23 protein-coding genes are annotated in these 20,526 nt (G+C 71.4%); 7 read left to right on the top strand and 16 right to left on the bottom strand.

Going from position 1 to position 20,526, the window contains the following annotated elements:
- The first annotated feature begins 98 nt into the window (after positions 1-98).
- Together BKA18_RS32980 and BKA18_RS32975 are read left to right on the top strand one after the other, a co-directional pair.
- A complete protein-coding gene (locus BKA18_RS32980; RefSeq protein ID WP_040899613.1) occupies positions 99-266 on the top strand; it encodes a hypothetical protein in 168 nt (55 codons plus the stop codon).
- Positions 263-529, top strand: a complete 267-nt coding sequence (locus tag BKA18_RS32975; protein WP_366046410.1) for a DUF4190 domain-containing protein — start codon at positions 263-265, stop codon at positions 527-529. The genes BKA18_RS32980 and BKA18_RS32975 overlap by 4 nt, the downstream gene beginning before the upstream one ends.
- A gap of 132 nt (positions 530-661) precedes the next feature.
- On the opposite strand, the gene BKA18_RS32970 is transcribed toward BKA18_RS32975, so the two are convergent.
- From BKA18_RS32970 to BKA18_RS32940, 7 genes are all read right to left on the bottom strand, one after another.
- A complete protein-coding gene (locus tag BKA18_RS32970) occupies positions 662-1,774 on the bottom strand; it encodes a chitinase (protein ID WP_366046409.1) in 1,113 nt (370 codons plus the stop codon).
- A 192-nt stretch (positions 1,775-1,966) separates the two neighbouring features.
- Positions 1,967-3,166 carry a cytochrome P450 family protein gene (locus BKA18_RS32965; protein WP_366046408.1) on the bottom strand — a complete coding sequence of 400 codons (1,200 nt, stop codon included), beginning with the start codon at positions 3,164-3,166 and terminating at the stop codon, positions 1,967-1,969.
- Positions 3,163-4,353, bottom strand: a complete 1,191-nt coding sequence (locus BKA18_RS32960) for an MAB_1171c family putative transporter (protein ID WP_366046407.1) — start codon at positions 4,351-4,353, stop codon at positions 3,163-3,165. Before BKA18_RS32960 ends, BKA18_RS32965 begins: the two co-directional genes overlap by 4 nt.
- The gene (locus BKA18_RS32955; RefSeq protein ID WP_366046406.1) at positions 4,346-4,912 is read right to left on the bottom strand and encodes an ImmA/IrrE family metallo-endopeptidase; all 567 of its coding nucleotides are present in this window, start codon (positions 4,910-4,912) and stop codon (positions 4,346-4,348) included. Before BKA18_RS32955 ends, BKA18_RS32960 begins: the two co-directional genes overlap by 8 nt.
- 5 nt (positions 4,913-4,917) lie before the next feature.
- The gene (locus BKA18_RS32950; protein ID WP_006601755.1) at positions 4,918-5,418 is read right to left on the bottom strand and encodes a helix-turn-helix domain-containing protein; all 501 of its coding nucleotides are present in this window, start codon (positions 5,416-5,418) and stop codon (positions 4,918-4,920) included.
- Between the two features lie 186 nt (positions 5,419-5,604).
- Complete coding sequence (locus BKA18_RS32945; RefSeq protein WP_366046405.1) at positions 5,605-6,552, bottom strand: hypothetical protein; 948 nt, start codon at positions 6,550-6,552, stop codon at positions 5,605-5,607.
- A 246-nt stretch (positions 6,553-6,798) separates the two neighbouring features.
- The gene (locus BKA18_RS32940) at positions 6,799-7,458 is read right to left on the bottom strand and encodes a ScbR family autoregulator-binding transcription factor (RefSeq protein WP_366046404.1); all 660 of its coding nucleotides are present in this window, start codon (positions 7,456-7,458) and stop codon (positions 6,799-6,801) included.
- A 99-nt stretch (positions 7,459-7,557) separates the two neighbouring features.
- On the opposite strand from BKA18_RS32940, the gene BKA18_RS32935 reads away from it, so the two are divergent.
- Positions 7,558-8,478 carry a ScbA/BarX family gamma-butyrolactone biosynthesis protein gene (locus BKA18_RS32935; RefSeq protein ID WP_366046403.1) on the top strand — a complete coding sequence of 307 codons (921 nt, stop codon included), beginning with the start codon at positions 7,558-7,560 and terminating at the stop codon, positions 8,476-8,478.
- 225 nt (positions 8,479-8,703) lie between these two features.
- The gene (locus BKA18_RS32930; protein WP_366046402.1) at positions 8,704-9,438 is read left to right on the top strand and encodes an HAD family hydrolase; all 735 of its coding nucleotides are present in this window, start codon (positions 8,704-8,706) and stop codon (positions 9,436-9,438) included.
- Between the two features lie 120 nt (positions 9,439-9,558).
- Here the strand turns inward: BKA18_RS32930 and BKA18_RS32925 are convergent, their stop codons facing one another.
- From BKA18_RS32925 to BKA18_RS32915, 3 genes are read right to left on the bottom strand one after another with little or no spacing between them, the layout of a single operon-like run.
- Positions 9,559-9,999 carry a FadR/GntR family transcriptional regulator gene (locus BKA18_RS32925; protein WP_366046401.1) on the bottom strand — a complete coding sequence of 147 codons (441 nt, stop codon included), beginning with the start codon at positions 9,997-9,999 and terminating at the stop codon, positions 9,559-9,561.
- 4 nt (positions 10,000-10,003) lie between these two features.
- On the bottom strand, positions 10,004-11,947 hold the full coding sequence (locus tag BKA18_RS32920; protein ID WP_366046400.1) for a YhgE/Pip family protein: 1,944 nt from the start codon (positions 11,945-11,947) through the stop codon (positions 10,004-10,006).
- Positions 11,944-12,633 carry an ATP-binding cassette domain-containing protein gene (locus BKA18_RS32915; protein ID WP_366046399.1) on the bottom strand — a complete coding sequence of 230 codons (690 nt, stop codon included), beginning with the start codon at positions 12,631-12,633 and terminating at the stop codon, positions 11,944-11,946. The genes BKA18_RS32920 and BKA18_RS32915 overlap by 4 nt, the downstream gene beginning before the upstream one ends.
- A gap of 227 nt (positions 12,634-12,860) precedes the next feature.
- Between BKA18_RS32915 and BKA18_RS32910 the strand changes: the two genes are divergently transcribed.
- Together BKA18_RS32910 and BKA18_RS32905 are read left to right on the top strand one after the other, a co-directional pair.
- Positions 12,861-13,016, top strand: a complete 156-nt coding sequence (locus tag BKA18_RS32910) for a DUF6131 family protein (RefSeq protein WP_006601763.1) — start codon at positions 12,861-12,863, stop codon at positions 13,014-13,016.
- Positions 13,017-13,144: 128 nt separating this feature from the next.
- Positions 13,145-13,369: a DUF6480 family protein gene (locus tag BKA18_RS32905; protein WP_366046398.1), complete on the top strand. Its 225-nt coding sequence runs from the start codon at positions 13,145-13,147 to the stop codon at positions 13,367-13,369.
- 176 nt (positions 13,370-13,545) lie between these two features.
- Here BKA18_RS32905 and BKA18_RS32900 read toward each other — a convergent pair whose 3' ends face one another.
- From BKA18_RS32900 to BKA18_RS32880, 5 genes are all read right to left on the bottom strand, one after another.
- The gene (locus BKA18_RS32900; protein ID WP_366046397.1) at positions 13,546-13,911 is read right to left on the bottom strand and encodes a hypothetical protein; all 366 of its coding nucleotides are present in this window, start codon (positions 13,909-13,911) and stop codon (positions 13,546-13,548) included.
- 304 nt (positions 13,912-14,215) lie between these two features.
- Positions 14,216-15,433: a cytochrome P450 family protein gene (locus tag BKA18_RS32895; RefSeq protein ID WP_366046396.1), complete on the bottom strand. Its 1,218-nt coding sequence runs from the start codon at positions 15,431-15,433 to the stop codon at positions 14,216-14,218.
- 186 nt (positions 15,434-15,619) lie between these two features.
- Positions 15,620-15,781 carry a hypothetical protein gene (locus tag BKA18_RS32890; RefSeq protein WP_366046395.1) on the bottom strand — a complete coding sequence of 54 codons (162 nt, stop codon included), beginning with the start codon at positions 15,779-15,781 and terminating at the stop codon, positions 15,620-15,622.
- Between the two features lie 70 nt (positions 15,782-15,851).
- The gene (locus BKA18_RS32885) at positions 15,852-16,526 is read right to left on the bottom strand and encodes a hypothetical protein (protein WP_366046394.1); all 675 of its coding nucleotides are present in this window, start codon (positions 16,524-16,526) and stop codon (positions 15,852-15,854) included.
- Complete coding sequence (locus BKA18_RS32880; protein ID WP_366046393.1) at positions 16,523-17,101, bottom strand: RNA polymerase sigma factor; 579 nt, start codon at positions 17,099-17,101, stop codon at positions 16,523-16,525. The genes BKA18_RS32885 and BKA18_RS32880 overlap by 4 nt, the downstream gene beginning before the upstream one ends.
- 718 nt (positions 17,102-17,819) lie before the next feature.
- On the opposite strand from BKA18_RS32880, the gene BKA18_RS32875 reads away from it, so the two are divergent.
- Positions 17,820-19,058 (top strand): cytochrome P450 family protein, encoded by a 1,239-nt coding sequence (locus BKA18_RS32875; RefSeq protein WP_366046392.1) that lies wholly within the window; start codon positions 17,820-17,822, stop codon positions 19,056-19,058.
- A 132-nt stretch (positions 19,059-19,190) separates the two neighbouring features.
- On the opposite strand, the gene BKA18_RS32870 is transcribed toward BKA18_RS32875, so the two are convergent.
- A complete protein-coding gene (locus BKA18_RS32870) occupies positions 19,191-20,306 on the bottom strand; it encodes an IPT/TIG domain-containing protein (protein WP_366046391.1) in 1,116 nt (371 codons plus the stop codon).
- Positions 20,307-20,526: the final 220 nt, after the last annotated feature.

Here is a 20,526-nt window from a genome sequence, read left to right as displayed (position 1 = left end):
TGCGGGTACCAGGCTTCACGCAAGCCGCCGCAACGGAGCGGCAGGTGCCCGCTCAGGCCGGCTGCGGCATGCACCGGCCTTCGCACGAAAGGCACAGCATGCTCTTCCTGGTTGTCGCCCTCTTCCTCTTCGGTGCGCTGCTCGGGACCGCAGGCCATGTCCCGGTGTCCGTCACCGTGGTGGGTGGGATCGCCATCACGGCCTGGCTCACGGTGTTCTTCCTGCGGGAACGCCGTAAGAGCGGCATGAAGGGAGCCTCGCGATGACATCGACCTGGATCCCGCTGAAGACCGGCCCCCGTCCGCAGGCCGACCGGATGGCCGTCGCCGCCTTCGTCTGCGGTCTGTTGGGGAGCGTGATCTTCAATGTCTTCTTCGGCCCGTGCGCCGTCCTGTTCGGCATCCTGGCGCTCTCCCGGGGCACGATCCGCCGTCTGCGCGCCTGGCTGGGCCTGGCGTTCGGCGTGCTCGACCTCGTGTTACTCGTCGTCCTGACCGCGGCCGACGGGACCGTCAGCTGGCATGTCTAGGGCCTGGGGCCGTCCCGGAGCAGCCGTATCGGCGCCCGACCGGTGGCCGGGCGCCGATACCGTCAGGTCAGGCCGGTGACGTGACCGCGCGGCCGAGATGCCGGGCGAAGAACATGACCACGGCAGCACTCGTCAGCCGGTGAAGGCCCGTACGAACTCGTTGGAGTTCTTCCCGATGCTGGAACAGGTCGCCTGTGCCTTGATGTTCGCGCCTTCCGGGCAGGGCTTGTCGCGGGTGAGGGACCACATCGACAGCCGGCCGAGCCCCTTCTTCTCGGCGAACGCCTTGAGTTCGGCCGCGTCGTCGGGCCGGAAGACCTCGCCCTTGACGTCGTTCACCCCGATCATCGGCGTGACCCCGACCGTTTTCCAGGCCGCGGCCTCGCCGTGGATGCCCAGCACCGTCTTGAGCTGCCGGTGGGTGGCGGTGGCGGCGTCGATGGCGTACTTGCCCATGTCGCCGTCGTAGTAGGTGCCGTAGTCCATGGCCATGATGTTCACGGCGGAGACCCGGACGCCGTTCTTCTTCGCGCTGTTCAGCACCGCGAGGGAGTCCCGGTTCAGGCCGGAGGGGATCACCGGCAGCGTGAAGGAGACATCCAGCTTCCGGCTCCGCTGGAGCCGGGCGATCGCCCGGGCGCGCAGGTCGTTGGCCTTGGTGTCCGTCAGGGCGGGGCCCTCGATGTCGAAGTCGGCCTTCGTCAGGTGGTAGGCGTCGATGACCTTGCGGTAGGCGTCGACCAGCTTGTCCACCGAGCCGCAGACCCGGGCCAGTTCGTTACCGCTCTGGCCGCCGAAGGAGATCCGCACCTCGCCCCCCTGGGAGCGCAGTCGGTCCGCCTGCCGGGCCACCGGGTTGGCGGCCAGGTCCTGCCGTCCGCCCCACTTGGGCACACAGCCGTCTCCCGGCGAGACGAACGCCAGGTTGTACTCCTTCACACCGGTCTCCCGGGCGCCCTTGAGGAGGTCGTAGGAGGGCCGGAGCGAGGTGTCGACGTACGGCGCGAAAATGCCGGGCGCCGGGGCGGGGGTGGACGGAGCGTGCGGGGGCGCCTTCGGGGAGGGGGCCTTGCTCTTGTGCGGCGCGGACGCCCCCGGCCCGGGGCTCTTGGCGTCCTTCTGGTCCCCGGCCGAGCAGCCGGCGAGCAGCGACGCGGCGAGTGCCGCAGCCGTCGCCGCCGCGGCGGTGGCCGCTATCCGGGTGCGGCTCCTGCGCACAGCGGGCTCGTGTGTGTGGTTCGTCATACTCGGGCTGCATCCTTTGTGGGGGGGTGGGCAGTGGTGTGGGGACCCGGCGTCCCGCGCGGCAGCCGCGGTCCTCCCCCACCGCCCCGGGAGCGGACCGCGATCCGGATCCGTTCCGGATCAACTTCCCGTGGCCCCAGGCAATCGCATCCTTTTTCGCTGGTCAAGGATCGCCCTCCGGGGCACGGCGGCCTACCCGACGGCTACCGGAAGTTGCTTGAGTGCGTGCGAGCGGAACGATGCGCGCCACTCCAGCTGCTCGTCCGGCACGGCGAGCCGCAGCCCCGGGAACCTGTCGAGCAGGGTGCTCAGCGCGGTGCGGATTTCCAGCCGGGCCAGGGCGGCGCCCAGGCAGTAGTGGACGCCGTGGCCGAGCGCGAGATGGGTCTTGTCGGTCCGGTGGAGGTCGAAGCGGTCCGGTTCCGGGTAGCGGGACGGGTCCCGGTGGGCGGACGCGAGCGCGAGCAGCACGGTGTCGCCCGTCGGTATCCGTACGCCGCCGATCTCGACGGGTTCGGTGGGGAAGCGCCGGATGGCCATCTGGTTGGGATGGGCGAAGCGGAACAGCTCCTCGACGGCCTCGGGCATCAGCTCGGGGCGGGCGCGCAGGGTGGTCAGCTGGTCGGGATGGCGGAGCAGGGTGAGCAGGCCGCCGCTGATCAGGTGCTGGGTGTTCTCGCTGCCCGCCATGAGGATCAGGAAGGCCAGTGAGACCAGTTCGTCCTCGCTGAGCCGGGACCCGTCGTCGCGGGCGGCGATCAGGGAGGACAGCAGGTCGTCCGCGGGGTGGGCGCGACGGGAGGAGATGAGGTCCAGGAGGTAGCGGTGGATGTGTCCGATCGCTTCGGCGGTGTGCCCCGGGTACTCGGGGGCGAACATGGCGGCGACCCATCCGGAGAACGTCCGGCTGTCCGCCTCGGGCACGGCCAGCAGGTCCCCGATGATGACCAGGGGCAGGGGGTTGGCGAAGGTCGCGACCAGGTCGGCCTGCCCCAACTCGGCCAGCCGGTCGGCGAATTGACCGGCCGCGGCGGCAACCCGCTCGCGGAGCTGCTCGACGTGCCGTGGGGTGAAGCCCTTCGAGACCAGCCGGCGCAGCCGCAGGTGATCGGCCGGGTCGATGTTGAGGAGGTTGGCGTCCAGCGCGGGCGGCAGGGAGAACCCCTGGTAACCGTTCGTGGAATGGGCCTTGTTCACCGACAGCCGTGGGTCGGTGAGCCCGGCCCGCACGTCGCGCTCCCGGGTGACGAGCCAGACGGGGGACCCGTCGGGCAGCGCGATCCGGTGCACCGGCCCTTCGCTGCGCAGCCGGGCGTAGGTGGGGTAGGGGTCCTGGAAGAATTCCTGGTCGAAGGGGCTGCTGAGGGTCGGTGCCGGGGTCTGCCGGTTCATGTGCGTTCCTGGGTTGCCGGGCCGGCGGCGGGCTGGGCGGCCGCGGCTCGGACGATCGGGGACGTGGTGAATGCGCGCGCCAGTTTGCGCTGGAAGGCGAGTTCGGCTGCGAGGTCCTGGGGCTCCGCCACGCGGGGCGTGGGCGGGTGGACGGCGGGCCGCCGTTGCGCGGCCCGCGCCTCCAGTGCGGCCCTGAGCTGGGCGGCTTCGACGGTGGCCGCCAGGTCGGTGCCGGCCAGACCGGCCGCCCGGGCGCGCTCTTCGGCGGCGTCGGCCACGTCGGCCGGGATCCAGACGCGGAGCGCCCATTGGGCGTCGCGGATCTCGACGAGCCGGCGGTAGAGCCGGGTCCGCAGATCCGTGTCCGGTTCGAGGTGCAGCACCGGTTCGGGAATCTGGGAGGTGACCTCGCGGTGCAGCGGGCCCAGCTCCCGGAAGGCGCGGTAGTCGGTGAACCGCTGCCACAGCGCGCTGAGATGGCGGCCCCAGTCGGGCAGGATCCAGCCCAGTGTCTTGCTGAGGGTCGCGATGGTGACGGCGACCTGGGCCACCGGCTCCCAGGCCTGCCCGCCGACGCCGAACTGGGCGGCAACGATGTCGGCGGCCCGGCATCCGGTGTAGATGAGGGCGAAGGGCAGCGTCGCGGCGATGAGATACAGCCCGCGACGCATCCAGGGCTGCGGCGCGATCCTGGCGTAGCTCCAGCCGAGGACGCCCACATCGACCTGGTTCGCGGCGTAGGCGAGCAGGTAGAGGGCGAGGTAGGCGGGGTAGTACTGGGCGCTGTCGATGGCGAAGTCGTCGGGCTTCTCCCCGCGGCTGGTGGCCACGGTGAACAGCGCGACCATGGCGGCGAGGACGAGTCCGAGTCCGATCAGCCGGGGGCGGGCCTTGCGCCAGGCGACCGGGGCTTCATGGCTGAGGTGGAGCAGCACGATCTGCTGGCACGCCGTCAGCAGGATGACGCAGCTCTGCGACAGCAACCCGGAGAAGTTGACGATGCCGACGGCGCTGCTGGTCGCCGCCCAGACCGCAGGGGTGGAGACGGTATAGGTGACGAACAGGAAGAAGAAGTTGGCCAGCAGCGCGACCTGTGTCACGGAGCGGTCCGTGCGCAGCACGCGCAGTTTGTACAGCAGCGCCAGGCAGGCGACGGCAGCACACAAGGGGTAGAGAACGCTATTCATTGCTTCCTCGGAAGGCGGGGTTGTCCAGCGCACCGAGCCGGGAGACCAGCTCTTGCATCGCGGGTGGGACGGGCCGGACGTGGCCGGCGGTCCAGCTCCCGATCCGGCGCCCGATCAGCGAGCCGACGTACTCGGCTTCGGTCTCCGCCCATGACCGGGCGTGTTCGCGCCCCAGCGTCCGGCGGATCAGAGCGGGGTCGAGCGAGGGCAGCAGGAGCCGGGAGGCCTCGGGGGTGAGGACCGGGCTCGACTCGTGGTCGCAGATGAGGTGGCCCAGCTCGTGCAGGATGACCTGCTGCTGGTGCACCGGCGCGAGCCGCTGCTCGTAGACGACGTACTCCGTGCTCGCGGTGGAGACCCAGAGGCCGTCGGGGCTGCCCAGCGGCAGCGGGCAGGGCAGGAGCTGGATGGGCCGTCCGGACCCCCGACTGAGGTGTGCGCACAGGTCGTCGACGGACAGCTTCGTGTGCGTGGGCAGCCCCAGGGCGTCGACCCGCCGTTCGCACTGTTCGCGCAGCCGCGTCGCCTGCGGGTCTGTGTCTTTGTGCCGCCAGCGCATCACCATCACTGCGGCGAGCGGTCGTTGCGGCCCTGCCCCGGCAGGTCCTCCAGGGTCGCCCGGGCCGCCTCGGCGGTGCTGACCAACCGGGTGATGAGATGGCTCAGTTCGGTCAGCGAGGAGTCGGGGGCGGCGGGGCCCGTCTGCCGCAGCGCCACGCTCTCCACGCGATGGGTGCGCATCTTCCTGAGCAGCTCCAGCTCGGAGTTGACGTCGTCGAAGACCTGCTCGTCGAGGAAGTAGGCCACCCGGGAGACGCCGAGACTGTGGGCCACCTTGACGAGGGTCTCCACGGTCAGGTTGGTTCCGTCCGCGGATTCGGCAGCGGCCAGGGTGCGCTTCGAGACCCCGGCGAGTTCCGCCAACCGGGCCAGGGTGAAGGGGCCTTCGGGGTGGTGGTGGCGGATGTGCCGGAGCCTGCGGGCGATGGCGGTCTTGGCGGCGTGCGCGGCCCCGTCCGGACCGGCGGACGTGCCTGCCGCCCTGGCGAGTTCGTGGCGGTCCAACCTTGTCCCTCCGTGGCGTGTGCACTAAAGGGTCGCACGCGGCACAGTGCCCCCTGGTGCAGGGTACGCGGCACCGTTGACCTGCGTACGCGGGACGGGACGCCCGGCCTCGGCTGCGGGAATCTGGCCCGTCGGAATCCGGTTTGGCCGGAACGGAGCGGCCTCATGGCCGAATCGGGCGACCGGTCAGCTGCCCGGGACCTCGTCGTGCACGGTGTGCGGGCCGGGGCAGATGTGCGGGGCCGGCAACGGCCACGGGGACGACAGGGCGGATTCCACCGCCATCGACTCCCGCGCGGTCCGTTCGGCCTCGCTGCGGGCGGCTCCCAGGCGGCTGCGCCAGACCAGTTCCTCGGCGATGCCATAGGCCCAGGAGCCGAGCCAGCCGCTCTGCCACGGGCAGTGCAGCGCCAGCGCACCCCGCAAGGCGTCGTAGGCCCGCAGGAGTTGGCCGGCGAGTTCAGCGTCGAGGTGCTCGGCGTGCGGACGCTCCTGCAGCGGAGGAACCGGGCAGTCGGCCAGCAGGTGGGCCACGCGCCGGCGCAGCAACTCCGCTCCCTCCTGGAGCCGTTGGGCTGCCGACCCCTTCGGGCACGACTCCTCCCAGAGCTCTTCGAGTGGATCACCGGCCCCGGGCCACGGCTGCGCCGGCGTCTCGTCGCACGGGGAGTCGTCGGCGGCGGCCGGGGAGGGCGCACCGTCCTCCGGACGGCCACCGCAGTGATGTGCACACTCCGGGACGTGATCCGCCACGGGAGAGTGCCGGAGGAAGTGTTCGTAGCGCAGTTGGGACCACAGATCACGCGGCGCAGCCGGTCCGGTGAGCAGCCGCCAGACGGGGCCGACGTTCCAGGTGTAGCCGGTGACGCGCTCTATGTGCCCGGAGCCGCGCGTGGCGAATACGGCCAGCCGCCCGGTGGAATTGTCCTGCACCTGCGTGTAGAGGCTTTCCCCGAGTTGCCAGGCGGCGCCTATACCGAACGGCGCTTCCTGAGCGCCCGTTGCCCCTTTGTGCGCGGCGACCGGTACGAGCGTGTGCAATGCCGTGTCCTGCGCCGGCTTTCCCTGGGCGACGAGGAAAGGAATTCGCTCTCGGCGACTGCCGGAGAGGTAACTGCTGCGATCAGCCGCCATGCGGGTCCCCCGTCGTGGTTCGGCATGCGGCAACAGCCGTATCCGGCTTGGCCGCAGAAGCTATGACGGTCACTGGTCGTCCCCCTATGGCCATCTTTCGACGGCCCCGCTTCGAGACGATAGACATAAGCGCACTGTTGGTGCAACTAACTGCTGATGTCATGCAATAAATTGCACCTCGGTCATGGCTGGGGGCGCGGAAAGCGGGAGGTGCGACGGGCTCGCAGTATGCCGTGGCCGGCGCGGCTATGCCGGTTCGGGTGCCGGCCTGCCGGTACGGGCCCGTCGGCGTACCCGGTCGAGCAGACCTGCGGGGTCCGGTTCCGCCTGGAGGCCGCGGAGCAGCAGCAGCCACAGGTCGTGCAGATGGGCCTCGATGTGCCGGCGCCCCTCCAGGGCGTCGGAGACGGTGTGCAGCCCGAAGAAGGCACAGACGACGCTGTGCGCGGTGGCGGCGGGCGGCACACCGGCGGCGAGTTCGCCGTTGTCGCCGGCTTCTTCGAGGAGTCGGGTGACCGCGTCGATCCAGTCGAGGAACGGGGCGGGAAGCTCGGTTTCGATGGCCTTGCGTTCGGCCCAGAGGCGGGATCCGGCGCGTACGACGATGTCGTCACGGAATGCCCGGGCCACGTCGAAGCTCAGTCCGACGAGTCTCTCCAGGGCGGGCAGGCCGGGCTTCCGGTACCGGGTGATCAATTGCGGCCAGGTGGCGAAATGCTCCTCGACAATGGCGAGGGCGAGCTTCTCCTTGCTGGCGAAATGGAAATAGATCGCCCCGCTGGTGCGGCCGGAATGTGCGCTGATATCGCTGATGCTGGTGCCGGCGTACCCTCGCTCGTCGAACAGGGCCGCCGCCGCCTCCAGAAGGAACCTGCGTGTCGTCTTCGCCCGGATCTGCACGTACACCTCAGATGTCGTTCTCGTGCCGGCGGCCCGCAATCTATCGCGCTGCGCCACCCGGAATGAACAGGTGCGCATGTTCGATTTTCGATATTCCCTGGTCGTATGAGTTCCTCAACTGCTGGCACCGCCGGAAAGAGTGAGCCGCTCAGCTGGTCCCGCACCGTCGAGCGGGAGCTGGTGCACCGGACTTCCGTGGCGGAGGTCCTCCTTACGGATGTACGGCGGACGGATACCCCCCATGTCTTCGCCGCGGCCGCGTCATGGCCGCGTGCCCATGCGACGTTCCCCCGCGACGGATCACCGCGGCACAGCCCGCTGATCCTCGTGGAGACGCTGCGTCAGCTCGGTCTCTACATCCCACTGCGTTTCTACGCCGTTCCCGCGGCGTGCCACGCGGTCATCGCCGACCTGTACTTCCGCCTCGCGCCCGGCAACGAGCCACCGGCCCGCGCCGGTGCGACCGAGGTCACCTGCCGCGCGCGGGTGAGCGCGCTGCGGCGCGATCCGGACCGCCGCGTCACCGGCCTGCGCCTGGACGCCGCCTTCACCGTCTGCGGGCTGTCCTTCGGGCAGGGAGGCGGCGGCGTGCGGTTCCTCAGCGACGCGCAGTACCGCGCCCTGCGCGGCAGGTCGGCCCGCGTCGGCATGGTGACCCCCGCCCCGGAAGCGGCGTACCGCCCGTCGGCGGCGGAACTGTCGGTGAACCACCCGCAGGACGCGGTCCTTGCCGTCGCCGAGGGCCGGCTGCTCCTCTCGCCGGCCGACCCGCTGCACCCGTTCCTCTTCGACCACCCGACCGACCATGTGCCGGGCATGGCACTCCTGGAGGCCGCGCGACAGGCCGCCTCTTACGGCAGCAGGGGCACTCTGGGCCGGCCGCGCGCCGGGCGCATGAAGGCCGTGCGGTTCACCGAACTCGCCCCGCCGGCACGGGTGCTGTGCACGCAGTACGACTCGACCTGCGTCTTCCGTGTCACCCAGGGCGACACACGGACGGCCTACGGAACCCTGAGTTACTCATAGGACCATACAATATGGACAATTAGGAGCCTATTGACCACGCCGAGTTGCCGTCCGTAACGTAACGATCGTTATTTTCCGCTGCAGAGCGCACCAGGTTCCCCCTTCTCGGTGGCTGCCCTCTGCCGGAAACCCCCGCCCGGTGCCCGGCGGCCGTCATCCGACGCTGCCTCGCCCCGCACGCGACCGGTCATTCGCCGCTCCGGGCCTGTCGGAACGGAAACCCGGATGACCGCACATCGCTTTTTCTCCTGGACACCCGCCGCCGTGGTCTTCGACTGCGACGGCACCCTGATGGACACCGAACGCCACTGGGTGGACGCCCGCGACATGGTGCTGCGCGAATACGGCTGCACCCCCTCGGCCGAATTCTCCGAACAGGCCCGGGGACTGCACTACACCGAATGCGGGCGCCTGATGGCCGAGGCGGCGGACCGCCCCGACCTGACCAAGGACATGACGGACACCCTGCTCGACCGCTTCCGCGAGCTCGTGGCGGCCAACCCCACCACCATGCCCGGTGCGCCGGAACTGGTGCATTCGGCCGTGCAGTTCGCGCCGCTGGCGGTGGCCAGCAACTGCCCGCTGGAAGTCGTCGAGTCGTGCCTGGACATGGCCGGACTCCGGGAGTGCTTCCGCCACATCGTGGTGCCCGACGCCGCCATCAGGCCCAAACCGCACCCCGACGTGTACGTCACGGCCGCCCGGCTCTGCGGAGTCGATCCGGGGGACGCCCTGGCCGTCGAGGACTCCCACTGCGGCGTGCAGGCCGCCGCGGCCGCCGGCATGCGGGTGCTCGGGGTCGGCGCACAGCCCGGCGAGAAGGAACAGGCGCTGGCCGACTGGTGGGTCGACTCGCTGGAGGAGCCGACGGTACAAGGGTGGGCGGACGCCTGTATTCCGGCCCAGGACACCGGGCAGGCCGACGCCGGGGTCACCGGCGCCTGGGCCGTCGACTCCTAGGCCGGTTCCGCACCGTCCCGCCGGGTCTGCGTTCCGGACACCCCTCCCGGCCGGTCCGCGGTCAGGGCTCCCGGCCCTGCCGCTATCCGTCCGTGGCACGCATGAGGCCTTCGGTGTCGGTCATGTAGGCCTCCAGGGCCCGGCGGGCGGCGTCCGCGTCCCCGCGGCCACCGCCTCCGCCAGCGGGTGGAGGCGGTCCGCGGCGGCAGCGGCGTCCTGGAACGGCCGGGCGAGCGCCTGGCGGACCGGGAGGTGGCCGCCGAGCAGGGTGTTCGTCATGAGCAGATAGACGCGGTTGCCGGTGGCGCGGGCCAGGGTGCGGTGGAACTCGGCGTCGGCGAGCTGCACCTGGCCGGCGTCGCTGCCGACCCGCACCGCGGCGACCTGCTGGCGTAGCGCCGCGACGTCCCGCGCGGTCGCCCGGCGGACGGCCAACTCGCCGATCAGCGTATCCACTTGGCGCCGCACCTCGAAGATCTCCGCCCGCCAGGCGCCGTCCCGCAGCACCAGGGACGGCAACAGCTCCGCGGCCCCCAGCCGCGCCCATACGCCCCGATCCACGCCCTCACAGCGAGACGTCGGGGTGCAGTCGCCCGACGGTCCACACCCGCTGACGCCGTACGGCGAGCGCGGTCACGGCGAGGAAGCCGGCCGTGAAGGCGAAGAGCACGACGAAGTCCCGCAAGAGGTGCGCGGTGAGCCCGCCCGAGACGGTGACCCGCAGTCCGTCGACGAGATAGGTCATCGGGAGCAGGGGGTTGAGCACCTGGAAGAAGGCCGGTTCGGTGGGCAGCGGATAGAGCCCGCCGGAGGCGGTGAGCTGGAGGATGAGCAGGACCAGCGACAGCACATCGCCGGGCACCCCGAAAACCGTGCGCAGACAGTGGTCCACGGCGACGAACGCCCCCGCCGCGGTGACCAGGAGGGCGAGCGTCCAGAAGCCGTGGACGGGATCGAGTCCGAGCGCGAGATCGACGACGCCGTAGAGCACCAGCGCCCCCACGGCGCCGAGCACGGCGGCCGGCAGCCATCCCGCGACGGCGGTGGTGAACGCGCCGACCCGGCCGGCCAGGGCACGGGGGTTGAGCGGGCGCAACAACAGATAGGCGAAGAGGCCGAACACCCACAGGGCGATACCGAAGAAGAACGGCGCCAGACCGCGTCCGTAGACCCCGGCCGGATGCAGGTTTCCCCGGTCGATGTGGACGGGGGTGCCCAGAACCTCGGCGGCGTGGGCGACCTGGTCAGGGCTGGTGCGGGGGATCTTGTGCAGTCCGTCGTCCACGGTGCGGGAGACGTCCCGGGCACCGTCGTGTGCCTGGTCCGCGGCGGTGCGCAGGGCTCCGGAGCCCTTCTCCAGGGTGCCGAGCCCTTCGGCCAGGCCGTGCGCGCCGTCGGCGGCGCTGTGGGAGCCGGTGTCGATGAGGCGGAGCGGGGTGTGCAGGGCCAGTACCTGGCGCCGGAGTGCGCCGATGTGGTCCTGGAGACGCTCGGCGTCATGGAGGGAGCGCCGGGCGTTGTTCTCGGCGGCGGCGGCCCGGCCGTCGAGGTCGGTGGCGGTCGCATCCAGGGCGCGGGCGTGGCTCAGGGCCTTCTGGTAGACCGGGTCGTCCCGCAGTTCGGGGTGGGCGTCGCCGAGGCCGGTGAGGTCCGACACCGCCCGTGAGGTGCCCTTGTGGGTGGCGCCGGTGGCGGTGTGCACCGCGTCCAGCCCGTCGGTGGTCAGCCGGGCGGTGGTCACCAGAGCGGAGACGGCGGCGGGAAGGCGGTCGGCCGCGGCCTGGTCCAGGCGGCCGGAGAGGGTGTCGATCTGCCCGGCGGCCCGGGCGATCTGCCGTGCCCCGGCGGCGACGCCGTCGGCCCCGCTGTGCAGGCCGGAGGTGGCCGAGGTGACCGTGGAGGTGCCCTGTTGCGCGACGCGGGTGGCTCCCACCAGCCGGTGTGCGCCGTCGGCGGCGGTGGTCAGCTTGTCGCGTACGTCCGACAGTTCGCCGTAGACGCTGCGCACATAGGCGGCGTGGGTGGCGGAGTTGACCTGGTCCTGCAGCTTGTTCTGCACGACCTCGGTCATGATGCCGGCGATGTAGTTGTTGGCATCGTTGAGTTCGATCCGGATGCCCGCTTGTTGCGGGCGGGTGTCGGCCCCGGTGGCGAGCTTGCGGCTGAAGTCGGGCGGGATGTCGACGGTGAAGAAGTAGCGGCCGTGCTCCAGCCCGTCCCGGGCCTCGGCCGGGCCGACGAAGTGCCAGTCGAAGGTGCCGGACGCCTTGAGCTGCTGGACCAGTTGGTCGCCGGCGTCCACCCGGCGGCCCTGCGGGGCGTGCGCCAGGTGGTCCTGGTCGACCACGGCGACCGGCATCCGGTCGGTCTTGCCGTACGGGTCCCAGTTCGCCCAGAGGTACATGGCGCCGTACAGCAGCGGCACCAGACAGAGCAGGACGGGCACCAGGCGGCGCACCGGGCCGCGGAAGCGCCGGAGTTCCAGCAGTGCCAGCTTGACGGCTCTCATGTGTCGGCGTCCTCTCGGGCGGCGGCCTCTTCGGCCGGGAGACGGTCCCGGCTGCGCCGCGGTAATAACAGCGCGGTCAGGCCGGGGGCGGGCGGCGGCTGGAGGCACCCGGCCAGCACGGTGGGGCCGTCGTTCCGGACCCGGTCCAGGGCCTGCCACACGGGTGGCTGCGCGTCGGGCGGCAGACCGGCGTCGACATCGTCGACGACCAGGGCGCCCGGCCGCTCGGCGAGGGCCAGCGCGGTCGCCAGCAGCAGGGCGCCGGCCGGGCCGAGGTCCTCGACCAGGTCCGCCCCGCGCGGGGCGATGTCCAGCGTTCCGAAGGCCTCGCGGATGCCGCGCTCGGTGACACCGGGGCTGGTCAGGCAGCGTTCGGTCATCACCTCCCGGACCCGCAGCCGTCCTTCGAGCGTGACCGCGGGCACGGCCCGGGCGAGGGCGACCAGCCTGCGGACCCGCCGGCCCTCGGCGGGCAGGACATGCCCGCCGACCCGGACGGCCCCTCCGGACAGCCGCATCCGCCCGGCGAGCGCGAGCAGCAGCGACGTACGCCCGGAGCCCGCCGGACCGTGCACGGCGAGCAGTCCGCCCGCCGGTACGTCCAGGTCCACCCCCTCGAACACCGGCCCTCTCGGACCACGCACGCTCGCCCCGCGGGCCACCACGTCCACTCCAGCAGCTGTCATGCTGCAAGTCCTAGCCGGGACGGGCCAACTCACCCGTGTGTCATGCCAGTTGTGACGATGTTCACGTGGGGTGGGGTGCAGGAGGGGCGCTCCGGCGCGGCGGTCCGGTGGCGGCCGGCGAGGCGGCCGGGTGAGGGGGGATGGCCGGGTGCCGGAATCAGCAGTTGCCCTTGCGCCGAGCCGGGATCACAGTGAGAAGGGGAACGTATGCGCGATCGGAGAGCATCGTGATCATTCTCGGCGTCATATTGCTCATCATCGGTTTCGTGACCGGCCTCGGGATCCTGTGGACGATCGGGATCGTGCTCGCCGTCCTTGGCGCGATCTTCTGGATTCTCGGCTCGCTGGGGCACGCGGTCGCCGGGCGTCGGCACTACTACTAGCCCCGCCCACCGGCCCGCAGGCACCTGCCCGCGCGCCGGCACCGCTCCTTCCGCACGCGCCCGTCGCACGTCCCGCGCCCACCGGGAACCGACCCGCGCGCACCGTACACAAGGAAGAGCTTTCCGATATGGACACACAAAGCCCGGATCAGGATCCCCGCAACAGTCCTGGTGCCGTCGGCGGGGTGCCGCCCGGCGAGACCCCCGCGGGTGAGGGCAGCACGGGCTCGGAAACCGGTCCTGCCGACCGGCAGACACGCGGCTGGGCCAAGGGCCCGATGATCATCCTCGGCATCATCGTCGTGCTCTGCGCGGCCTTCTTCATCGCCTACGCGGTGACCGTGACGGTGTGACGCGGTGATCGTGGAGCTGTGAGGCGGGCGCGGGCCGGTCCCGCGCCCGCCTCTCGGCCCGGTCACCCTCGGTCGCCCGCCTCTCGGCCCGGTCGCCCTCGGTGGGGTGCCCGGCACGTCTCGGCCCGGGGCCGCCCTCCGTGAGGGTGCCCCAGGCCGAGTGGGCTTGCGGCGCCTCAGGGCTCCTGCGGATCGACACCGGTGTGTGCCTCCGTGTCCCTGCCTCCGCTCGGCCGGCGCGAGCGGCCCTTGGGCCCCATGTCGCGCATGCCCTTCTCGTCGGTCTCGGCGGCCCGGCGCTCGCCGCCCTTCGTCTCGCCCTTCACCTCGCTGGCCGGCGGCACCTTCTCCCGCCCGCTGCCCTCCTTGCTGCGGTCCTTCTCGGGTGCGTAGCGCTCGGGGTGGAAGGACCGGTGGGCGCTCGGGTTCTCCTGCTGTTCGGTCTGGTCGACATCGGGCGACCATCCGTGCTGTTCAGACCCCTTGTGCGCGCTGGGCCCCTCGCCCGACTTCGGATGCGAAGACTTCCGCTTTTCAGACACGTCGGCTCCTTGTGTTGGCGCCGCGTGGGGCGGCGCTGACTGCCCCCGCGCAGAGTGCGGCAGTCCGGATTTCCCGCCTGCGGACCCCTGGCGGCAGCATGCTGCGCACGCCGCCTCGGCCCCTGCGTGGGCAGGCCCGCTACCTTCAGGCTGCGGGCCAGCCGGGGCATCCGCATCTCAGCCCGGCGGGCCGGGGACACCGGCGCCCCGGGCACGGCACGATCCCCGCAGGCCGCACACCCAAAGCGTCCGTTCCGCTACGGAGCGTGGCCGACCATTCGCCGGATCACGAGGGCAGGGGAATTCACCCGGCCGTCGGCGACCAGCGGACCGGAAGGTGCCGCGGGCCACGGAGCAACGCACCCAACCGCCAGCGCAGATCGGCCGGGTGGGCGTCCAGCTCCAGCGTCGGGCAGCGCTCCAGGAGCGTGCGCACCGCGATCCGTGCCTCCATGCGTGCCAGCGGGGCGCCGAGGCAGAAGTGGATGCCATGGCCGAAGGCCACATGGCCGCGGGCGTCGCGGGTGATGTCGAAGCACCCGGGGTCACCGAATCGGACCGGGTCCCGTCCCGCGTCGGCGATCACGGGGAGGACGACCTCGCCGCCGCCGGGGATCACCGTGCCCGCGATCTCGGTCGCCCCGGTGGTGAAGCGGAAGGTGGAGGTCTCAATCGGTCCCTCGTAGCGCAGCATCTCCTCGACCGCGTTGTCGATGAGGGACAGATCGGCGCGTAGCGCGGCGAGTTGCGCCGGATGGGTGAGCAGCGCCAGGACACCGTTGGAGATGAGATTGGCGGTCGTCTCATAGCCCGCGATCAGCAACAGCTGGGCCATTCCCAGGAGTTCCTGCTCGCTGAGCCGGTCGCCGTCCTCGTCACTCACCGCGATCAGATCACTCAGCAGATCGTCGCCGGGGTGGGCCCGTTTCTTCTTCACCAGATCGTCGAGATAGCCGGTCATGGCCACCAGGGCCTCCCAGGCCTCCGGCGTCGCGGCGCCGACGAGCAGGACGTCGGTCCAGGCGCGGAAGGCCTCCCGGTCCAGGAACGGAACGCCCAGGAGTTCGCAGATGACGGTGATCGGCAGCGGGAAGGCCAGCGCATCGACGAGGTCGGCGCGCCCGTCGGGCACGGCGAGCATCGCCGTCAGCAGTTCGTCGGTCAGCTCTTGGATGCGCGGCGTGAGGGATGCCATCCGGCGGGCCGTGAAGGCGCGGGCGACCAGGCCGCGCAGCCGGGTGTGGTGCGGCGCGTTGGAGCGGAGCATCGTCACGCCCATGGTCACCGGCTGCATCGGCTGCGCGGACGAGGCGTGCCGCCACTCCTTCGACAGCCGCGGGTCGCTGAGCGCCGCACGCACCTCGTCGTATCCGACGACCAGCCAGACGACCGTGCCCTCCGGGAGACGTACGCGGTGTACCGGGCCCTGCTCGCGCAGCGACGCGTACACCTCGTACGGATTGCGGACGAAGTCCTCCCCCATTGCCGCCAGATCGAGCGTCTCCACCGGTTGTGTTGCCATCCGGCCTCCTCCCCCTCGTGCCCTTGCCTCGGTACGGCCACATTCGGGGAATCCCTCCCCGGCGGAGGAGCCACTAACCACGACGCCCGCCGAAAGGCCGGACCTTGACCACGCGGGAGCCGGGTGGACGGCTCCGGTCCGGTCCGGGGAGCGGCATCCGCCGATCGCCCGGACCCACCCCTTCGGCTACCGCTGGGTCCAATACAGCATCAGAGCGGAGATGACGGCCCCGGCCACGCCCTCGATGGCGTGCGCGGCGGTGAAGCGGGCGTACTTCCTGAGCCACGAGCGCCGTGACTTGCCGGGAACACGCGGGAGGGAGGGCTCGTCCTCCGCATGGTCCTTCATGGGCTTCTCCCTGGTGGGTGGTGGGCGGTGAGTGGTGAGTGGTCGATAGTGGTCCGTGCGTGCCGCTCGGTCAGTGCCCCGCGCACCCCACGGACAGTGGGGCCTGCGGCTCGGCGAACTGCCGGAGTTCGGGACCGGAGCGCGCCAGCAGCCAGACGGGGTCCGGAAGCGGGGCGCCGGGGGCCGGGTTGGGCAGATGCCGGCGCGGTGAGTAGCCCAGGGCGGTGGCGATGGTGCGCCACAGCCGGGCGTCGATGAAGTTGTCGTCGGCCGCGTGATGGATCGCCAGACAATGGGCGGAGAGCTGGTCCTCGGCGCCGGCGGCGAACCGCCACCAGAAGACCGCCGCCTCGTGGCGGTTGATCGAGTAGAGCAGGCATGCGAACGTCCGGGCGCCGGCCGCGTCGTAGTCCTGGGCGAACTTCTCCAGGCGACCCATGTGCCCCCCGCGCAGGACCGACTCGCAGAGGGTGCGCAGATGCCGGCGCAGCTCCTCCGGGCCGGCCGTGGGGCCGGGGAACGGCCGGGGCCGCGGCCGGCGGGGCAGCGGCCGCGCGCGGCCGGGGCGTGCCGGGGCCGGGCCGCGCTCGTGCCGTCCTTCGGGGACCGGCCGGGCCGGGGGCGTCTGCCCCTGCGCCTCGGCGATCCGCTCGGCCAGTCGGCGAGTGAAGGCTTCAGGATCGTGGTCGGCCAGTACGCGACCCACCTCATCGGCTTCGGCTTGCAGAATGTCTTCGATGGTCACGACGGTTCTCCTTCCTGATCGTGCCGGAGATAGGAGGCCGCCAGGTCCTTGGCGAGCTGACGGCCGCGGGAGTAGTAGGTGCGCGCCGTGCCGGGGGGGATCCCCAGGGTCTCGGCGATCTCCTCATAGCTCAGCTGCGCCACGCGGAGCCGGACGCAGTCGGCCTGGACCGGTTCGCGCCGGGCCAGTTCGTCCATGGCGCGGTCGAGGGCGTCGTAGGTGCCCAGGTGCAGGATCTGGTCGACGCAGGACTGGTAGAGCCCGGCTTCCGCGGCAGCGGCCCGTTCGCGGCGGGCCACCCGGTTGCGCGAGCGGATGTGGTCCTTGATGGCGTCCCGCAGGATCCGCAGGCCCAGGGCCCGGTAGTTGCTGTGGGCCAGGAACTCGTCCCATTTCGCATGGATCTTCATCCCGGCTATCTGGACCACGTCTTCGGCGTCTTGACGGTGCCGCAGCATCTGTATCGCGTAGCCGAGGTAGCCCTGTTGCACCTCCTTGAAGAAGGCGGTGAAGTCGACCCGGAGCCGGTCCATCGGGTCGGGGCGCAACTGCTGTCCGTCTCCGTAATCGCTCACCGGGCAGCCGTCCCTCGCCCCGCCACGGGCGGGCGGACGGCACCGGGGTGGACCCGCGTACGAAGATCACGTTCGCAACTCCGCCGGCTTCCGCGGGCCTGCGGGCGCAACGTGCTGGAGGCCGGCGGGCCGCAGGTCCGCGAGGCGGTGTGGGTGCTCTCGCGCACACGGGCGCGGCGCACGGCCGGAGTCGTCCTGGCCGCGCCGCCCATGGCCGGCGCGTCCCAGGGCCACTGGTGGTCCACTGCCTCTCCTTTCGAGGTTCCACGGTCAACTCCCCGACATCCGGGCGACGTCGGGGAGACCGCTTGCTTGTCCGTAAACCGTTCGCGAAGCCGAAATTGTCAATCAGAACCAGGGACGGGATATGACGGCCCGCAGTCGGATGCTCACGTTGAGCTTCTGACCTGCGGCGTTGGGGAAAGCGTGACGCGGGAGAGTGGCGCGGATCACACGCCTGTACGGGCCGCGCGGTCGGGGCGGGCCGACCGGCCGGGGGAACCGCGGCGGCTGCCGCCCCGGTATGACTTGCCACTCGCCGGGGTGAGCGCCCTCGCGTTCTCCCGCAGCAGCCGCCGTGGCGGCGCTATCAACGCTTGGTGACGGAGCGGCTGTCCGTGCCCTCCCGGCCGTTACCCCCGCACCGCCGAGTTGCCGGCCGGGCCGCGCGCGCCGGGCCCGTTCACCCACCGGACCGACGAAGGCAAGGAAGTCCGCCATGCCGCACGAGCCCGCCCTCCTCGTCCTCGACGCCCACGGCGCCGACCCGGACGCCGAAATCCGCACGCTGCACTCCCTGGGGCCCGCGGCCCGCGTCGACGTCCTCGGCGTCACCGCATGGGCCGTCAGCGAACCCGACCTGCTCAGAGAGTTGCTGACCAGCCCGGACGTCTCCAAGGACGCCCGGCAGCACTGGCCGCGCTTCGAGGAGGTCAGTGGGACCTGGCCACTCGCCTTGTGGATCACGGTGAAGAACATGTTCACCGCGTACGGCAGCGAGCACCGACGGCTGCGCCGCCTGGTGGCACCCGCCTTCACCGCCCGCCGCGTGGCCGCGCTCGCCGGGCCCATCGAGGCCGTCGTCACCGGCCTGCTCGACGACCTCGCGGCCACGGCGCCCGGCGAGCCGGTCGATCTGCGGGAGCGTTTCGCCTACCCGCTGCCGATCCAGGTCATCAGCCATCTCATGGGGCTGCCGCCGAACCAGCGCGAGGGCTTCCGCGACGTCGTCGACGGGGTGTTCGCCACCACGCTCACGCCCGAAGAGTCGGCCGCGAACACGGCGCGCCTGTATACCGTGCTCGACCGGCTCATCGCCGCCAAACGGGCCGAGCCGGGCGAGGACATGACCTCGCTGCTCATCGCCGCGCGGGACGAGGAGGGCAAGGAATCGGCGCTGTCCGACGACGAGTTGCGCGACACCCTGCTACTGGTGATCACGGCAGGGTACGAGACCACCGTCAACCTGATCGAGCAGGCCGTCGCCGCGCTGCTGACCCACCCCGAGCAGCTCGCCCATGTCCGTGCCGGCCGCGCCGGCTGGGCCGATGTGGTGGAGGAGACCCTGCGTCTGAAACCGGCCGTCAAGCACCTGCCGCTGCGCTTCGCCGTGCGTGACATTCCGCTGCCCGACGGACAGGTCATCCCCGCGGGCGAGGCGATCCTCGCCTCGTACGCCGCGGCCAACCGCCATCCCGGCCGGCACGGCGACCGCGCCGCCAGCTTCGACCTCACCCGCACCGCACCGGGACCGGAACACCTGGCGTTCGGCCACGGTGTCCACTACTGCCTGGGGGCGTCCCTGGCCCGCCTCGAAGCCGGCACCGCGCTGCGGGCCCTGTTCGCGCGCTTCCCCGATGCCGAACTGGCCGTACCCGCCGAGGAGTTGGAGCCGGTGCCTTCACTGCTCACCTACGGGCACAAGCGCCTGCCGGTCCGGCTGCGGCCCGCCGTCTGACGGGCCGCAGCCGGATCGAAACGCCTCGCCCCGGGTGGGCGGACCGACCTCGTCCGCCCACCCGGGGGTTTCCGGCGCCGGCCCCTTACGCGGTCGCCGCCGGTCCCCGCGCGACGGTGGCGTGGTCACCGCTCACACGTAGGTGTAGCCGCCCGGGACGACGGTGCTGCCGCCTGGCGTGGTGACCACGACCGGCACGTTGCCGAGCGCTCCGGGCGGGGTGAAGCCCACCAGGGACGTGCCCGCGGGATTCGACGAGACCCCCGTCGCCGGCACCCCGTTGAACGTGACCGACGCCCCGTTCAGGTTGCTCCCGGAGATCACAAATGCCGTACCACCTGCCGTAGTCCCCGACGTCGGCGAGATGGACGTGGCCACGGGCGGGGGCGGCGGCGTGTAGGTGTAGCCGCCGGGGACGGTGGCACTGCCGCCTGGCGTGGTGACCACGACCGGCACGTTGCCGACCGCTCCGGGCGGGGTGAAGCCCACCAGGGACGTCCCCGCGGGATTCGACGAGACCCCCGTCGCCGGCACCCCGTTGAACGTGACCGACGCCCCGTTCAGACCGCTCCCCGAGATCACGAACGCCGTACCACCCGCCGCACTCCCCGACGACGGCGAGATCGACACCGCCACGGGCGGGGGTGCGGTGTAGGTGAACCCGCCGGGGACGCTGGCGCTTCCGGCCCCTGTGGTGACCACGACCGGGACGTTGCCGACGGGGCCGGCCGGTGTGGTTCCGGTGAGCAGGGTGCCCGCGGGGTTGACGGACACTCCGCTGGCCGCCACCCCGTTGAAGGTGACCGTCGCGCCGGTGAGGTTGGTGCCGGTGATGGCGAACGCGGTGCCGCCGGAGGAGGGCCCGCTGGTGGGCACGAGAGAGGTGACGGTGGGGCCCGGCGGAGGGAAGGCCACATAGGTGTAGTACACCGGGTTGGAGGTGCCATAGGGGCTGGTCGCGCCGACCGGGACGGTGCCCGCCGGGTGCGCCGGTGCGAGCACGGTGACCCAGGCACCATAGGGGTCGACTGCGACGATGGTGGCGGGGACGCCGCCGAAGGTGACGAGATTGGTGTTCTGCAGACCTGATCCGGTGAGCTTGACGGAGTTCATTCCGGTGATCGGGCCCGAGTTCGGGATGGCCTCGAAGAGTCTCGGATACCTGGGCCAGTCTCCCCCGCCCCCGTCCCCGCCGGGCCAGGAGCCCGTGGACTGCGCAATTGCTGCCTGCTCTACGACTGCGGACATGACTTCTCCCTGGGCAGCCTCCGCTGCGATTCCGCGCACGAGCCAATTCGTGAACGGATATGTCCGGAGCGGAAGTTACTGCCGTCGAATGGTGGATGCCTGCGACAGTAAGGTTCCCGACAGTTCGGAAAAAGGCGTGTACGTGACAGCAATGGTGCGTTCGGCGATCAAAATGACAATACGTAGATGAGCGTCACTCCCGCATTCTGCAACGGCGCGC

Source organism: Streptomyces auratus (assembly GCF_050433025.1).
Taxonomy (GTDB): domain Bacteria; phylum Actinomycetota; class Actinomycetes; order Streptomycetales; family Streptomycetaceae; genus Streptomyces; species Streptomyces sioyaensis.
Note: the sequence above shows the minus strand (reverse complement) of the source record. Positions and strands in the feature narration are given on the sequence as shown.

Excerpts from the sequence above, each read along its gene's own strand:
- BKA18_RS32915 (WP_366046399.1), bottom strand. The coding sequence starts at position 12,633 with ATGACAGCTGCTGGAGTGGACGTGGTGGCCCGCGGGGCGAGCGTGCGT.
- BKA18_RS32935 (WP_366046403.1), top strand. The coding sequence starts at position 7,558 with ATGAGTTCCTCAACTGCTGGCACCGCCGGAAAGAGTGAGCCGCTCAGC.
- BKA18_RS32890 (WP_366046395.1), bottom strand. The coding sequence starts at position 15,781 with ATGAAGGACCATGCGGAGGACGAGCCCTCCCTCCCGCGTGTTCCCGGC.
- BKA18_RS32960 (WP_366046407.1), bottom strand. The coding sequence starts at position 4,353 with ATGAATAGCGTTCTCTACCCCTTGTGTGCTGCCGTCGCCTGCCTGGCG.
- BKA18_RS32875 (WP_366046392.1), top strand. The coding sequence starts at position 17,820 with ATGCCGCACGAGCCCGCCCTCCTCGTCCTCGACGCCCACGGCGCCGAC.
- BKA18_RS32975 (WP_366046410.1), top strand. The coding sequence starts at position 263 with ATGACATCGACCTGGATCCCGCTGAAGACCGGCCCCCGTCCGCAGGCC.
- BKA18_RS32945 (WP_366046405.1), bottom strand. The coding sequence starts at position 6,552 with ATGGCGGCTGATCGCAGCAGTTACCTCTCCGGCAGTCGCCGAGAGCGA.
- BKA18_RS32905 (WP_366046398.1), top strand. The coding sequence starts at position 13,145 with ATGGACACACAAAGCCCGGATCAGGATCCCCGCAACAGTCCTGGTGCC.
- BKA18_RS32920 (WP_366046400.1), bottom strand. The coding sequence starts at position 11,947 with ATGAGAGCCGTCAAGCTGGCACTGCTGGAACTCCGGCGCTTCCGCGGC.
- BKA18_RS32965 (WP_366046408.1), bottom strand. The coding sequence starts at position 3,166 with ATGAACCGGCAGACCCCGGCACCGACCCTCAGCAGCCCCTTCGACCAG.
- BKA18_RS32895 (WP_366046396.1), bottom strand. The coding sequence starts at position 15,433 with ATGGCAACACAACCGGTGGAGACGCTCGATCTGGCGGCAATGGGGGAG.
- BKA18_RS32980 (WP_040899613.1), top strand. The coding sequence starts at position 99 with ATGCTCTTCCTGGTTGTCGCCCTCTTCCTCTTCGGTGCGCTGCTCGGG.
- BKA18_RS32930 (WP_366046402.1), top strand. The coding sequence starts at position 8,704 with ATGACCGCACATCGCTTTTTCTCCTGGACACCCGCCGCCGTGGTCTTC.
- BKA18_RS32970 (WP_366046409.1), bottom strand. The coding sequence starts at position 1,774 with ATGACGAACCACACACACGAGCCCGCTGTGCGCAGGAGCCGCACCCGG.
- BKA18_RS32955 (WP_366046406.1), bottom strand. The coding sequence starts at position 4,912 with ATGCGCTGGCGGCACAAAGACACAGACCCGCAGGCGACGCGGCTGCGC.
- BKA18_RS32870 (WP_366046391.1), bottom strand. The coding sequence starts at position 20,306 with ATGTCCGCAGTCGTAGAGCAGGCAGCAATTGCGCAGTCCACGGGCTCC.